The organism is Reyranella sp. (assembly GCF_965228225.1).
Classification (GTDB): Bacteria; Pseudomonadota; Alphaproteobacteria; order Reyranellales; family Reyranellaceae; genus Reyranella.
Map to the genome: position 1 here is coordinate 1,515,720 of NZ_OZ245801.1, position 13,622 is coordinate 1,529,341.

General features: G+C 66.7%; 10 protein-coding genes. 8 read left to right on the forward strand and 2 right to left on the reverse strand.

Annotation, left to right across the window (positions count from 1 at the left end; genetic code table 11):
* The first annotated feature begins 4 nt into the window (after positions 1 to 4).
* Genes ACO07K_RS07290 through ACO07K_RS07315 form a run of 6 tightly spaced genes read left to right on the forward strand, consistent with a single transcriptional unit; the run spans position 5 to position 8,538 of the window.
* Complete coding sequence (locus tag ACO07K_RS07290) at positions 5 to 1,678, forward strand: hydantoinase B/oxoprolinase family protein (RefSeq protein WP_422035246.1); 1,674 nt, start codon at positions 5 to 7, stop codon at positions 1,676 to 1,678.
* A gap of 55 nt (positions 1,679 to 1,733) precedes the next feature.
* A complete protein-coding gene (locus ACO07K_RS07295; RefSeq protein ID WP_422035247.1) occupies positions 1,734 to 2,747 on the forward strand; it encodes a TRAP transporter substrate-binding protein in 1,014 nt (337 codons plus the stop codon).
* Positions 2,744 to 3,328, forward strand: a complete 585-nt coding sequence (locus ACO07K_RS07300; protein ID WP_422035248.1) for a TRAP transporter small permease subunit — start codon at positions 2,744 to 2,746, stop codon at positions 3,326 to 3,328. Before ACO07K_RS07295 ends, ACO07K_RS07300 begins: the two co-directional genes overlap by 4 nt.
* 23 nt (positions 3,329 to 3,351) lie before the next feature.
* A complete protein-coding gene (locus tag ACO07K_RS07305; RefSeq protein WP_422035249.1) occupies positions 3,352 to 4,656 on the forward strand; it encodes a TRAP transporter large permease in 1,305 nt (434 codons plus the stop codon).
* A gap of 28 nt (positions 4,657 to 4,684) precedes the next feature.
* A complete protein-coding gene (locus ACO07K_RS07310; protein WP_422035250.1) occupies positions 4,685 to 6,049 on the forward strand; it encodes a glutamine synthetase family protein in 1,365 nt (454 codons plus the stop codon).
* Positions 6,049 to 8,538 carry a GcvT family protein gene (locus tag ACO07K_RS07315; RefSeq protein ID WP_422035251.1) on the forward strand — a complete coding sequence of 830 codons (2,490 nt, stop codon included), beginning with the start codon at positions 6,049 to 6,051 and terminating at the stop codon, positions 8,536 to 8,538. Before ACO07K_RS07310 ends, ACO07K_RS07315 begins: the two co-directional genes overlap by 1 nt.
* Here ACO07K_RS07315 and ACO07K_RS07320 read toward each other — a convergent pair.
* Both ACO07K_RS07320 and ACO07K_RS07325 read right to left on the reverse strand, forming a co-directional pair.
* Positions 8,505 to 10,190 carry a Na/Pi cotransporter family protein gene (locus ACO07K_RS07320; protein WP_422035252.1) on the reverse strand — a complete coding sequence of 562 codons (1,686 nt, stop codon included), beginning with the start codon at positions 10,188 to 10,190 and terminating at the stop codon, positions 8,505 to 8,507. The genes ACO07K_RS07315 and ACO07K_RS07320 overlap by 34 nt on opposite strands.
* Positions 10,191 to 10,259: 69 nt before the next feature.
* On the reverse strand, positions 10,260 to 11,126 hold the full coding sequence (locus tag ACO07K_RS07325; protein ID WP_422035253.1) for a LysR substrate-binding domain-containing protein: 867 nt from the start codon (positions 11,124 to 11,126) through the stop codon (positions 10,260 to 10,262).
* Positions 11,127 to 11,199: 73 nt separating this feature from the next.
* Here ACO07K_RS07325 and ACO07K_RS07330 point away from each other — a divergent pair, with 73 nt between their 5' ends.
* Positions 11,200 to 12,351 carry a 2-aminoethylphosphonate--pyruvate transaminase gene (locus ACO07K_RS07330; RefSeq protein WP_422035254.1) on the forward strand — a complete coding sequence of 384 codons (1,152 nt, stop codon included), beginning with the start codon at positions 11,200 to 11,202 and terminating at the stop codon, positions 12,349 to 12,351.
* Between the two features lie 11 nt (positions 12,352 to 12,362).
* Positions 12,363 to 13,619 carry a phosphonoacetate hydrolase gene (gene phnA / locus ACO07K_RS07335; RefSeq protein WP_422035255.1) on the forward strand — a complete coding sequence of 419 codons (1,257 nt, stop codon included), beginning with the start codon at positions 12,363 to 12,365 and terminating at the stop codon, positions 13,617 to 13,619.
* Positions 13,620 to 13,622: the final 3 nt, after the last annotated feature.

Sequence of the window (13,622 nt, forward strand, 5' to 3'; positions counted from 1 at the left end):
ACCCATGAGCCAGTCCAACAGCGTCGGCCTGATCGATCTGCAGATCATGTGGAACCGCCTGATCGCGGTGGTGGAGGAACAGGCGCAGACCCTGATGCGCACCGCCTTCAGCCCGATCGTGCGCGAGTGCGGCGATCTTTCCGCCGGCGTCTTCGACCTGCAGGGCCGCATGCTGGCCCAGGCCGTGACCGGCACGCCGGGCCACGTGAACTCCATGGCCGAGTCGGTGAAGCACTTCCTGCGCTACTTCCCGATCGAGACGATGAAGCCGGGCGACGCCTACATCACCAACGATCCGTGGATGGGCACCGGCCATCTCAACGACTTCGTCATCACCACGCCGTGCTTCCGCAACGGCAAGCTGGTGGCGCTGTTCTCCTGCACCAGCCATCTCATGGATATCGGCGGCATCGGCTTCGGCCCCGACGCGACCGACGTTTTCATGGAGGGGCTCTACATCCCCATGCTGAAGCTGTTCGACCAGGGCAAGGCGAACGAGACGCTGATGGCGATGATCCGCGCCAATACGCGTCAGCCGGTCGACACCGAGGGCGATGTCTACTCCCTGGCCGCCTGCAACGATGTCGGCGCCCGCCGGCTGATCGAGATGATGGACGAGTTCGCCATCGACTCGCTGGACGAACTCGGTGACCACGTGATCGCGCGCTCGCGCGAGGCGGTGCTGGCCGAGATCGCCAAGCTGCCCAAGGGCACCTGGCACAACAGCATGACGGTCGACGGATACGACGAGCCGGTGACACTGAAGGCGGCGCTGACGATTTCCGACACCGGCATCCATGTCGATTTCTCGGGCACGTCGGGCGTGTCGCGGCGCGGCATCAATGTGCCGCACGCCTATACGACGGCCTACACGGTCTTCGGCCTGGGCTGCGTGGTCTCCACGAACATCCCGAACAATGCCGGTTCGCTCGAGCCGCTCACGGTTTCGGCGCCCGAGGGCTGCATCTTGAACGCGCCCAAGCCGACCGCCGTCGCGTCGCGCCATGTCGTGGGCCAGATGCTGCCCGACGTGGCGTTCGGCTGCCTGCGCCAGGTCGTGCCGGACCGCGTGCCGGCCGAAGGCACCTCGTGTCTGTGGAACATCAACGTGCGCGGTCGGGTGAAGGGCGGCGACGGCGGCAACTACGGGTTCGGCATGGCCATCACCTCCAACGGCGGCACCGGCGCGCGTCCCGACAAGGACGGGCTGTCGGCCACGGCCTATCCCAGCGGCGTGCGCGGCACGCCGGTCGAGATCGCCGAGACGCAGACGCCGCTGCTCTTCTGGCGCAAGGAGTTCCGTCCCGATTCCGGCGGCGCCGGCCGCACGCGCGGCGGCCTCGGCCAGATCATGGAGATCGAGAGCGGCATCGACGAGCCGTTCGACCTGCTGGCCGCCTTCGACCGGATCGATTATCCGGCGCGTGGCCGTGACGGCGGCGGCGATGGCGGGGCGGGCGTGGTCGCCTTCAAGTCCGGCAAGACGCTGAAGGGCAAGGGCTTCCAGCTCATCCCGCCGGGCGAGCGGCTGATGATCCTGACCCCGGGCGGTGCCGGCATCGGCGCGCCGCGCGACCGCGATCGCGCGCAGGTCGCCAACGACCTGGCCGACGGGCTGATCTCGGCGGAATCGGCGGAGGGGATCTACGAGTTCAAGCCGCCGCAGGCCGCGGAGTAGGGCGACTTCGGCTGGATACGGGAAAGCAATCAACTCGATAACGATGGGGGCTTCGATGAAGCTGGGACGCAGGACGGCCCTGAAGGCCGGCGTGGGCGTGGGTGCGATGGCAATGGTCGGTGCACCGGCCGTGGTGATGGGACAGGCGGCGCTCAAGCTGCCGCTGGCGACGGTCTGGCCGGATGGAAACTTCCATACGGTCAACGTCAAGCGCTTCGCCGAGGAAGTGAAGAAGGGAACCAACGGCGCCGTCGAGATCGACGTCAAGGCGGGCGGGCAGCTCGGCTTCAAGGGGCCTGAGCAGATGCGCGCCGTGCGCGACGGCCTCGTGCCGATGGCCGACATCCTGAACATCCAGCAGATCGGCGACGAGCCGATCTTCGGCGTCGAGGGCATCCCCTTCATCTGTAACAACATCGAAGAGCTGAAGGTGCTGCACAAGTATCTGCGGCCCGAGTACGAAAAGGTTCTGCTCAAGAACAACCAGACGATGCTCTACACGGTGCCGTGGCCGACGCAGTACCTGCATCTCAAGATCAAGGCCGAGTCGCTGGACGCGCTCAAGGGCATCAAGATCCGCGTGCCCGACAAGAACGCGCAGGAAATGTGCAGCGCCATCGGCATGGCGCCGGCGCTGATTCCCTGGGGCGAGACGATTGCGGCGCTGTCGTCGGGCGCCGTCGCGGGCGTGTCGACCTCGTCCGTTTCCGCCGTGGACGGCAAGTTCTGGGAGTTCCTGAAGTTCTTCCATCAGACCAATCATGCCTGGTCGTCGGAGATCGTCACGATCAACAACGACACGTGGAAGAAGATCTCGCCGGCCAACCAGAAGATCATCGTCGATCTCGCCAAGAAGCTCGAGCCGGAGTTCTGGCAGTCGTCCCTGCAGGCCGACAAGGACAGCAACGCCCGCCTGATCGCCGGCGGCATGCAGCTGGTCATTCCCCCTCCGGCGATGACGGCTGAATTGCAGAAGAAGACGGCGCCGATGATCGGCGAGTTCTACAAGCGCGTTCCGGCGGCGGAGAAGCCGATCAAGGCCTATCTCGCCGAGATGAAGCGGGCGTGAGCGGCCACGGCCCCAATCCCAACGCCGGCGCGCCGCCCGTGCTGCGCGCCTTCCTCGATGGGATCGACATGCTGGGCCGTCTCGACGGCTGGATGGGCGCCGCCTGCCTGGTGGCGCTCACCTGCCTGATGCTGGGGGAGGTACTGGTGCGGGCCCTCTCGGACATCTTCCCCTGGGTGCCGGCCGACATTCCCGTCGCCTGGGAATACGGTTCGTATCTCATGGCGGCGGCCTTCACGTTCGGCGCCGCCATGACCCTGCGGGCCGGCGGGCATATCCGCGTCACGCTCGTGCTGGCGCGGATCGGACCGAAGGCCCGGCGCTGGCTGGAAACGGTCCTCGCGGCGCTGGGCGTCGCCTTCTCCGGCTATCTCGCGGTGGCGATGGTGAACTTCACCTGGCGCAGCTTCGTGTCGGACCAGGTGTCGATCTCCAGCGCGACGCCGCTGTGGATTCCTCAGGCGCTGGTGACGTTTGGAATCTGTCTGTTGGTCATGCAGTTCATCGCGCGGTTCTTCCAGGCCCTGTTCGGCCTGCCGCTCGAGGACCTCAACATGCGCGCCGGTTCCGTCGCTGAGTAGTTTGTCGCGCGAGTTGAGATCTCATGCTTGAAATCGTCCTCACCATGTTCGTCGTGCTGTTCGCCTTCCTGGCGGGCGGCCTGTGGATCGGCTGGACCCTGGCCGTTACCGGCACGGTGTTGCTGGCGATCTTCCGCGACATTCCCCTCGACAAGCTGCTGGCCCAGTACACCTGGAACATCCTGACCACGCAGGAACTGCTGGCCCTGCCGCTGTTCATCATCATGGGCGAGATCCTGTTCCGGACGCGGCTGTCGCAGACCCTTTTCCGCGGCCTGTCGCCGTGGGCCGCGATGCTGCCGGGGCGGCTGCTGCACGTGAACGTCATCGGCTGCACGATCTTCGCCGCCATCTCGGGCTCGTCGGCGGCGACGACACAGGTGGTGGGCCGCATCTCGCTGTCGGAACTTCTGAAGCGCGGCTATTCCAAGGACGTCGCCGTGGGCTCGCTGGCCGGTGCCGGTACGCTCGGGTTCCTGATCCCGCCCTCCAACATCATGATCATCTACGGCGTCCTGGGCGACGTCTCGATCGCCAAGCTGTTCACCGCGGGCTTCATCCCCGGGGCCTTGCTGGCGGCCTGCTTCATGGGCTGGATCATGATCTACACCACCCTGAAGCCCGAGCTGGTGCCGGAAGCGGAGCGCAAGGTGCGCATCGCCTCGGCGGCGGAGTTCCTGACGTCGATCCGCGAACTGGGACCGGCGGTGTTCCTGATCCTGTGCGTGCTGGGCTCCATGTATGGTGGCTTCGCGACGCCGTCGGAAGCCGCCGCCGTGGGCGTTCTGGGGGCGCTGATCGTTGCCGGGATCCAGCGGGAACTGTCGCTGCCTGCGTTGAAGGCCATCGCCATCGGCTCGGTGCAGACCTGCGCCATGATCGCCCTGATCGTGCTGGGCGCCTCGATCCTCGGCAGCGCCGCGGCCTTCCTCGGCATTCCGGCGGCCGTCGCCGAGTTCGTGAGCAGCCTCGGGCTTTCGTCCTTCATGCTGATCGTGGCCCTGATCGTCTTCTACCTGATCCTGGGCTGCTTCCTCGACGGCTTCAGCATGATCGTGATGACCCTGCCGATCGTCATGCCGATCGTGAAGGGTGCCGGTTTCGATCCGATCTGGTTCGGCGTCTTCCTCGTCCTGGTCGTCGAGATGGCGCAGATCACGCCGCCCGTCGGCTTCAACCTGTTCGTGATCCAGGGGCTGACCGAGGACGGGCTGGGCTACATCGCCCGCGTGACCTTGCCCTTCCTGGCGATCATGGTTCTTTTCACCATGCTGCTCGCCCTGTTCCCCGACATTGCCCTCTGGCTTCCCCGCTACCTCAGCAGCTAGTCTGCCGCGGGGTAACGAGGGGAGTGGAATGGAACCGCGCCAGGTCAAGACGGCTGCCGACGCACTGAAGATCGTCAAGCAGCGGGGACTAATGCACGTCAAGGTCGGCGTGCACGACATCGACGGCATCCTGCGCGGCAAGTACATCCACGTCGACAAGTTCCGTTCGGCCCTCGAGGGAGGCTTCGGATTCTGCGACGTGGTGCTGGGCTGGGACATGAACGACCAGCTCTACGACAACGTCACCTACACGGGCTGGCATACGGGCTATCCCGACGCCAACGTCCGCATCCTGCCGGAGACCTGCCGCGAGATCGCGACCGAGCCCGGCAACCTGTTCTTCCTCTGCGAGTTCGTCGGCAAGGCCGAGGAGATCTGTCCGCGCGGCACCCTGCGCCGCGTACTGGCGCGCGCGCAGAAGCTCGGCTTCGAGGTCAAGGTCGGGTTCGAATACGAGTTCTTCGTCTTCGCCGAGACGCCCGAATCGATCCGCGAGAAGGGTTATCGCAACCTGAAGCCGATCTCGCCCGGCTTCTTCGGCTACTCGGTCCTGCGCAACTCCGTCCTGTCCGATTGGTATCGCGACCTGCTCGCGATGTGCGAGGCGATGGATATGGGCATCGAGGGGCTGCACACCGAGACCGGCGCCGGCGTGCTGGAAGCAGCGCTGCGCGTCGACGATGCGCTGGCCGCCACCGACAAGGCGGCGCTGTTCAAGATCTTCACCAAGGTGCTGGCGCAGAAGCGCGGCTGGCTCGCGACCTTCATGGCCAAGTGGTCGAAGGACTGGCCGGGCTGCGGCGGCCACATGCACATGTCGCTGTGGAAGGGCGGCAAGCCGGTCTTCTTCGACGAGAAGGCGCCGCATCGCATGAGCAAGACGATGCGCCAGTTCGTCGGCGGCCAGGCGGCGCTGATGCCCGAACTGCTGGGCATGGTCGCCTCCAACGTGAACTCCTATCGCCGCCTGATCCCGGGCTTCTGGGCACCGACCGCCTCGACCTGGGGCGTCGAGAACCGCACGACGTCGCTGCGCGTGATCCCGGGCTCGGCCAAGTCGACGCGTGTCGAGTATCGCGTGGCCGCCGCCGACGCCAATCCCTATCTGGCGATCGCCGCGGCCATCGGCTCGGGCCTGTGGGGCATCGAGAACGACATCGATCCGGGCGAACCGGTCACGGGCAATTCCTACGAGAAGAAGCACCCGGCGAAGTCGCAGCTACCGCGAACGCTGATGGAAGCGGCGGGCCGGCTCAAAGCCTCGAAGCCGGCGCGCGACCTCTTCGGCGAGGCCTTCGTCGATCATTATTCCGCAACACGCGAGTGGGAAGAGCGGGAGTTCCGCAAGGCCATCACGGACTGGGAGCTCGACCGCTACATGGAAATCATCTGATGTCGTCCCCGTCGCCCGCTGCAACGGTCCCGTCGCACGCCCGCGTCGTCATCATCGGCGGCGGCATCATGGGCTGCTCGACCGCCTATCACCTGGCCAAGCTGGGCTGGAAGGAGATCGTGCTGCTGGAGCAGGGGCGGCTGAGTGGCGGCACGACCTGGCATGCGGCGGGGCTGGTGGGCCAGTTGCGCAGCGTCCAGAATCTGACGCGGCTGATCCGCTACAGCACCGAGCTCTATTCGAAACTCGAGGCCGAGACCGGCCTTGCCACCGGCTGGAAGCGATCCGGCTCGCTCATCGTGGCGCGCACCGAGGAGCGCATGACCCTGCTGCGCCGCTCCGCCGCCATGGCCGCCGGGCAGGGCGTCGAATGCGAACCGCTGACGCCGCAACAGGCGGGCGACAAGTATCCGATCATGCGCACCGACGATCTCGTGGGCGCCGTGTGGCTGCCGGGCGATGGCAAGGCCAACCCGGCCGACATCACGCAGTCGCTGGCCAAGGGCGCCCGCAACGGCGGCGTCCGCATCTTCGAGAAGGTGCGGGTCACGGCGATCGACACCGAGGAGGGGCCGGGCGGCCCGCGTATCACCGGCGTGCAGACCACGGCGGGGCCGATCAAGGCCGACATCGTGGTCAACTGCGCGGGCCAGTGGGCACGCCAGCTCGGCCGCATGGTCGGTGTGACGGTGCCGCTCTATTCCTGCGAGCACATGTACATCGTCACGGAGAAGATGGAGAACGTGCCGCGCGACCTGCCGGTGATGCGCGATCCCGACGGCTACATCTATTTCAAGGAGGAGGTCGGCGGCCTGCTGATGGGCGGCTTCGAGCCCGAGGCCAAGCCCTGGAACAAGGACGTCATCCCCGACGATTTCGAGTTCGGCATGCTGCCCGACGACTGGGACCAGTTCCAGATCCTGATGGACAATGCGCTGATCCGCGTGCCGTCGCTGGAGAAGACCGGCATCAAGACCTTCATGAACGGCCCCGAGAGCTTCACGCCCGACATGAACTACATACTGGGCGAGGCGCCGCAGGTCCGCGGCTTCTATGTCGGCGCCGGCTTCAACTCTATGGGCATCGCGAGTTCCGGTGGCGCCGGCATGGCGCTGGCCGAATGGATCGTCGCGGGCGAGCCGACGATGGACCTCTGGCCGGTCGACATCAGGCGCTTCGCAGGCTTCCACGGCAACGATGCGTGGCTGCGCAGCAGGGTCGCCGAGACGCTGGGCCTGCACTACAAGATGCCGTGGCCGCAGCGCGAGCAGGAGAGCGGCCGGCCGTTCCGCCGCTCGCCGCTCTACGACCGCCTCAAGGCGCGGGGCGCCTGGTTCGGCAACAAGATGGGCTGGGAGCGGCCCAACTGGTTCGCCGGCTCCGGCAAGACGCCCGAGATGCACTATGGCTGGGGCCGCGGCGCCCCCGGCGGTTGGTTCGATGCCGTCGCCGCCGAGCATCGCGCGACCCGCGAAGGCGTCACGGTCACCGACGAAACCTCGTTCGGCAAGCTGCTGGTCCAAGGTCGCGATGCCGAGGCCGTGCTGCAGCGTCTTTGCGCCAACGACGTCGCCGTGCCGGTGGGCCGCACCGTCTATACAGGTGTGCTGAACGAACGCGGCACCTTCGAGAGCGATATCACTGTCGCCCGCTTGGCGCGCGACAAGTTCCTGGTGATTACCGGATCGGCCCAGCCGATGCGCGACATGGATTGGATCGGCCGGCACATGCCAGCGGAGACGAATGCGGTCCTGACCGACGTCACGTCGGGTTGGACGGTGCTGTCGCTCATGGGCCCGCGCAGCCGCGAACTCTTGCAGAAAGTGAGCAAGGCCGACCTCTCCAACGAAGGCTTCCCGTTCGCGACGATCCGCGAGATCGGCATCGGCTTCGCGACGGTCCTGGCGTCGCGCCGCACCTATGTCGGCGAGCTGGGCTGGGAGCTCTATGTCCCGGTCGAGTTCGCCGTCACCGTGTTCGAGACGCTGCAGGAAGCGGGCGAGGCCCTGGGCCTGCGCGACGGCGGCTACTACGCTGTCGAGACGCTGCGGCTGGAGAAGGGCTATCGCGCCTGGGGCCGAGAGTTGACGCCCGACGACACGCCGTTCCAGGCCGGCCTCGGCTGGGCGGTGAAGCTCGACAAGCCGGGCGGCTTCATCGGCCAGAAGGCACTGGTCGAGGCCAAGGGCAAGCCACTCGCCCGGCGGCTCGTCTCGGTGGTGCTGGAAGACGGCGAGCCGCTCCTGTGGGGCGGCGAGGCCTTGCTGCGCGACGGCAGGCCGGTCGGCGACCTCACCTCGGCGGGCTATGGCCACACGCTCGGCGCATCGGTCGGTCTGGGCTACGTGAAGCGCGGCGACGGTCAGGACATCGACGCGGCGTGGCTGGAGGGCGGCCGCTTCGAGGTCGATCTGGCCGGCACGCGGTTCGCCTCGAAGGTCTCGCTGCGTGCGCCCTACGATCCGAGCGGGCTGCGGATCAAGGGCTGATCCGTCGTCGTCTTGAGGCGCGTCTCGGCCAGTTCGCCGGCGGCTTCGAGGATCGGATAGGCCACGGTCGTCAGGTGGCCGTTGATGCGCTTCAGGTCGCGGATCACGTCCATGTGGATCGAGCTGGTCTCGATCGATTCGGGGCGACCCTCGCGCAGACGGGCGTAATGGCTGTCGGCGGCGCGGGCCTCGGCCTCGCGCATCGCGGTCTTCTCCGCGACCAGGCGGCGGGCCAGGGTGATGTCGCGGGTCGTGAACACATTCAGGGCCAGCCGCAGATTGTCGAGCACGCGGGCGTGGAAGGCGCGCAGCTCTGCCGTGCCCTCGGCCGAGAAGGCGTAGCGGTTCTTGATCTTCTTGGCTGCCAGTTCCATCAGGTTCTTGTCGATGATGTCGCCGGCATGTTCGAGATTGGTCACGAAGGTCAGGATCTCGACGTAGCGCTTGCCGTCGTCTTCCCCCAGTTCCGTGCGCGAGGTCTGGATCAGGTAGAGCTTGATCGCCTCGTAGAGGCTGTCGACGGCATCGTCCGCCGCCTCGATCGACTTCATGGCGCGGGCGTCGTTCTTCTCGAAGACGTCCATCGTCTGGCGCAGCATGTCGGCGACCCTGTCGCCGAGATTGAGCGTCTCGCGCATCGCACAGCCCAGCGCCTCGGCCGGCGTGTCGAGCACGTTGGGGTCGAGATTGCGCGGCTTGCCGGGATCGTCGGTCTGCGGCCGGTCGGGCACAAGACGCCGGCACAGCGCGGCCACGGGGTCGATCAACGGCAGGAACACGATGGCAGCCACCACGCTGAACGCGGTGTGGAAGTTGACCAGCAGTCGCCCGGGCGCCGGGTCGATCATCATCAGCCACTGGTGAAACTGGTCCAGGAACGGCAGCAGCGCGACGCCGACGGCGACACGCGTGATCAAATTCCCGAGCGGCAGGCGTCGCGCCTCGGTGTCGGTGGCGGCCTGGTCGAAATAAGGGGCGATCGCGCCGCCGATGTTGGCGCCGATCACCATCGCCATGCCGAGCTTGGGATCGATGATGCCGCTCGAGGCGAACGACATGACCAGCAGCACGGTCGAGAGGCTGGAATGGATGAACCAGGTGGCAGCGGCCGCCACGAGGACGGCCATCACATACTCGTTCTGCAAGCCGGATAGCACGGCCACGAAGGCCGGCGCGGAGCGCAGCGGCAGGGCGGCTGCCTCCAGCAAGTGCAGCGACAGCAGCATCAGGCCGAGGCCGATGGCGACGCGGCCGAGATGGCGGGCCCGGTCGGAGCTGTTCGACAGAAAGGCGATCACGCCGCCCGCGATCATCAGCGGCGAGATCCAGCCGAGCGGGAAGGACAGGATCTGCGCCGTCAGCGTCGTGCCGACATTGGCGCCCAGCATCACCGCGAGGCCGATCGACAGCGAGATCAGGCCGCGCCCGGCGAACGAGGCCAGCAGCAGGGCGGTCGCGGTGCTGGACTGAAGCACGCCCGTCAGCACGACGCCGCCCGCGAAGGCCGAGAACCGGTTGCGCGAGCAGGCGCCGATGGCGCGGCGCAAGCTGGCACCGAACGCGCGCGTCAGGCCCGTCCGCACCATGCGCACGCCCCACAACAGCAGGCACACGCTGCCGAGAACGTTCAGGATGGTGTCGACGCCTTGCATGATCGCGGAATCCTACGCCTCGTCGTTCGAAGATGAAAGTTTTTTGACAATTTTGTTACGTTGCCTGCTTCAGGAGGCAAGTCGCGTCGCTTCGTCCATGAAGGCTCGAACGAGTGCCACCCTCCGACGCTCCTGCAGGCACACGGCATATTCCGCGACCGCGAGGTCGCGGTCGGTGATGGTGATACGGCGGAAGCGGCGGTCCTCGCCGAGCTCGCTCGCGAACACCGCGCCGATGCCGAAACCGGCGGCAACAGCCTCGCGCACGCCTTCGCGCGTCTGCACCTCGACGATCGACGCCGGCCTGATATCGGCGGCCGCCATGGCCTGTTCAAGCACTTCGCGCGTGATCGAGCCGCGTTCGCGTAGCACCAGCTCCTGCCCGCCGAGTGCCGAGAGGGGCGTGCGGCCACGTCTGGCGAGGGCATGGCCGGTGGGAGCGAACAGGACCAGCCGGTCGGTGCGCAATCGAACGGCATGCAGGCGCGGGTCGGACAGGCTCTTGGCCATCACCGCGACATCGGCCTCGTGGCGCAGCAGGCGCTCCAGCACGACCGCGGAATTGTCGATCGACAGGGCGAAGGTGAGGCCGCCGGCCCGTTCGCGCAGCGCGGCCATGATTGGCACGACATGATGCGCAGAATCGGCCGCGATCCTGAGATGCCCGCGGGTCAACGCCTGCTCGCCCAACAGCAGCGCCTGCGCCTCGTCCTGCAGGGAGAACAGACGGGTGGTGACGCCGTGCAGCTGACGGCCGGTTTCGGTCGGGGTCACGCTGCGGCCGCGCCGGTCGAACAGGTGCACGCCATAGGCCTTCTCCAGCGCCGTCACCTGGCCGGAGAGATTGGGTTGGCTGAGACCCGAGGCGCGGGCGGCGGCCGAGAAGGAGCCGGCCTCGGCCACGAGGTGGAAGGCGCGGAGCTGGGTGGGCGTCATATATGGGAAACCGATAGTTAACATATGGATTATATACTGGACGGATAGAAACAGCGAGACGATCATCCGCGCCATGACCACCAAGCCTGCTGCCTCCGAAACCGGCGATCCGCTGCTGCTGACGCCCGGCCCGCTCACCACCTCGGCCAGCGTGAAGCAGGCCATGGTCCACGACTGGGGCTCACGCGATCAGGGCTTCATCGCCATCAACAAGATGGTGCTGGAGAAGATCGTCGAGCTTGCGGGCGCCCAAGGAACGCACGTCACCGTGCCGGTGCAGGGTTCCGGCACCTTCGCCGTCGAGGCGATGATCACCAGCTTCGTGCCGAAATCGGGCAAGCTCCTCGTCGTCATCAATGGGGCCTATGGCCAGCGGGCGAAGAAGATCGCCGAGATCGCCGGCCGCGCGGTCACGACCTACGAGACGCCGGAGGACACGCCTCCCGATCTTGCCAAGCTCGAGACGATGCTGGCCGACGACAAGGCGATCACCCACGTCTTCGCCGTCCATTGCGAGACCACGTCGGGCATCCTCAATTCGATCGCAGAGATCGCCGCGCTGGTGAAGAAGCAGGGTCGCCGCCTGCTGGTCGATTCGATGTCGGCCTTCGGCGCGATCGAGATCGACGCGCGCAACGTCCACTACGACGCGCTGGCGGCCTCCTCGAACAAGTGCCTCGAAGGCGTGCCCGGCCTCGGCTTCGTCGTCTGCCGCAACAGCGCCCTCGCCGACTGCAAGGGCAACGCGACCACGCTGGTGCTCGACCTGTTCGACCAGGCCGAGGGCTTCGCCAAGACCGGCCAATACCGCTTCACGCCCCCCATTCACGTCATCGTGGCGCTGGGCAAGGCGATCGAGGAGCACGCGGCCGAAGGCGGCGTGGCAGGGCGCGGCAAGCGCTATCGCGAGAATGCCAAGGTGCTGATCGACGGCATGCGCGCCATGGGCTTCCAGACGCTGCTGCCGAACGACCTGCAGGCGCCGATCATCGTCACCTTCCACATGCCGACCGATCCCAAGTTCGTCTTCCAGCGCTTCTATGACGGGCTCAAGGACCGCGGCTACGTGATTTATCCGGGCAAGCTCACCGTGGCGGATTCGTTCCGCATGGGCTGCATCGGCCGGCTCTATCCCGACCACATGCGCGGCGCCCTGGCGGCGGTCCGCGAGGTGCTGGACGAGATGCGGGTCACCAACGGCGGCCCGGCACTGGCCGCAGAGTAGGGGAACAGGACATGGCACCCGACAGCATCAACGTCAGCGGCGGCGACATTTCCGTCAACGGCCGCAGCTACCGCCTGCCCAAGCAGCCCGTCGTCGTGGTCTGCGTCGACGGCTCGGAGCCCGGCTATATCGAGCGCGCCGTCGAGGCGGGCCAGGCGCCGTGGTTTGCCAAGGTGCTGAAAGAGGGCACCAACCTGATCGGCGACTGCGTGGTGCCGAGCTTCACCAATCCCAACAACCTGTCGATCGTCACCGGCCGTCCGCCGGCGGTCCATGGCATCTGCGGCAACTACTTCCTCGATCCCGAGACGGGCAAGGAAGTGATGATGAACGATCCGAAGTTCCTGCGGGTCGAGACGCTGTTCCCGGCCTTCCAGCGCGCCGGCTGCCGCATCGCCGTCGTCACCGCCAAGGACAAATTGCGCGGCCTGCTGGGCAAGGGGCTCGAACTGGGCGCCGGCAAGGCCTGTTCCTTCTCGTCGGAGAAGTCGGACAAGGCGACGCTCGCCGACAATGGCATCGACCATGTGAACGAGCTGGTCGGCATGGGTGTGCCGGACGTCTACAGCGCCGGCCTCTCGGAGTTCGTGTTCGCGGCCGGCGTCAAGCTGATGGAGCGCGACCGGCCGGAGATCATGTATCTGTCGACCACCGACTACATCCAGCACAAGCACGCGCCGGGCACGCCGGTCGCCAATGCCTTCTACGCCATGATGGACGGCTACCTGGCGAAGCTCGACGCCCTGGGCTGCACCATCGTCGTCACCGCCGACCATGGCATGAACGCCAAGTTCGGCAGCGACGGCCAGCCGGACGTCATCTACCTGCAGGACGTGTTCGACGGCTGGGTGGGCAAGGACAAGGCCCGCGTGATCCTGCCGATCACCGATCCCTATGTCGTGCACCACGGCGCGTTGGGCTCCTTCGCGGTGGTCTATTGCGACAATGCCAAGGAATGGGCGGCGAAGCTGAAGGCCATGCCGGGCATCGAGGCGGCGCTCACCAAGGACGAGGCGGCGGCCAGGTTCGAATTGCCGGCCGATCGCCTGGGCGATCTCATCGTCGTGTCGACGCAGCACAAGGTGCTGGGCACCTCGGCGTCGCGGCACGATCTCTCGGGCCTCACCGAGCCGCTGCGCAGCCATGGCGGTGTGTCCGAGCAGCGCGTCCCGCTGCTCTGCAACCGCAAGCTCGCGAATGCTGACACCGGTACGCATCGCTGGCGCAACTTCGACGCCTTCGACCTCGCCCTCAACCTCGTCGCCTGAGAG

What these genes read in the sequence shown, in the direction of transcription:
- ACO07K_RS07320 (WP_422035252.1), bottom strand. Translation starts at nt 10,190, where the DNA reads ATGCAAGGCGTCGACACCATCCTGAACGTTCTCGGCAGCGTGTGCCTG.
- phnA (WP_422035255.1), top strand. Translation starts at nt 12,363, where the DNA reads ATGGCACCCGACAGCATCAACGTCAGCGGCGGCGACATTTCCGTCAAC.
- ACO07K_RS07290 (WP_422035246.1), top strand. Translation starts at nt 5, where the DNA reads ATGAGCCAGTCCAACAGCGTCGGCCTGATCGATCTGCAGATCATGTGG.
- ACO07K_RS07310 (WP_422035250.1), top strand. Translation starts at nt 4,685, where the DNA reads ATGGAACCGCGCCAGGTCAAGACGGCTGCCGACGCACTGAAGATCGTC.
- ACO07K_RS07315 (WP_422035251.1), top strand. Translation starts at nt 6,049, where the DNA reads ATGTCGTCCCCGTCGCCCGCTGCAACGGTCCCGTCGCACGCCCGCGTC.
- ACO07K_RS07305 (WP_422035249.1), top strand. Translation starts at nt 3,352, where the DNA reads ATGCTTGAAATCGTCCTCACCATGTTCGTCGTGCTGTTCGCCTTCCTG.
- ACO07K_RS07295 (WP_422035247.1), top strand. Translation starts at nt 1,734, where the DNA reads ATGAAGCTGGGACGCAGGACGGCCCTGAAGGCCGGCGTGGGCGTGGGT.
- ACO07K_RS07325 (WP_422035253.1), bottom strand. Translation starts at nt 11,126, where the DNA reads ATGACGCCCACCCAGCTCCGCGCCTTCCACCTCGTGGCCGAGGCCGGC.
- ACO07K_RS07330 (WP_422035254.1), top strand. Translation starts at nt 11,200, where the DNA reads ATGACCACCAAGCCTGCTGCCTCCGAAACCGGCGATCCGCTGCTGCTG.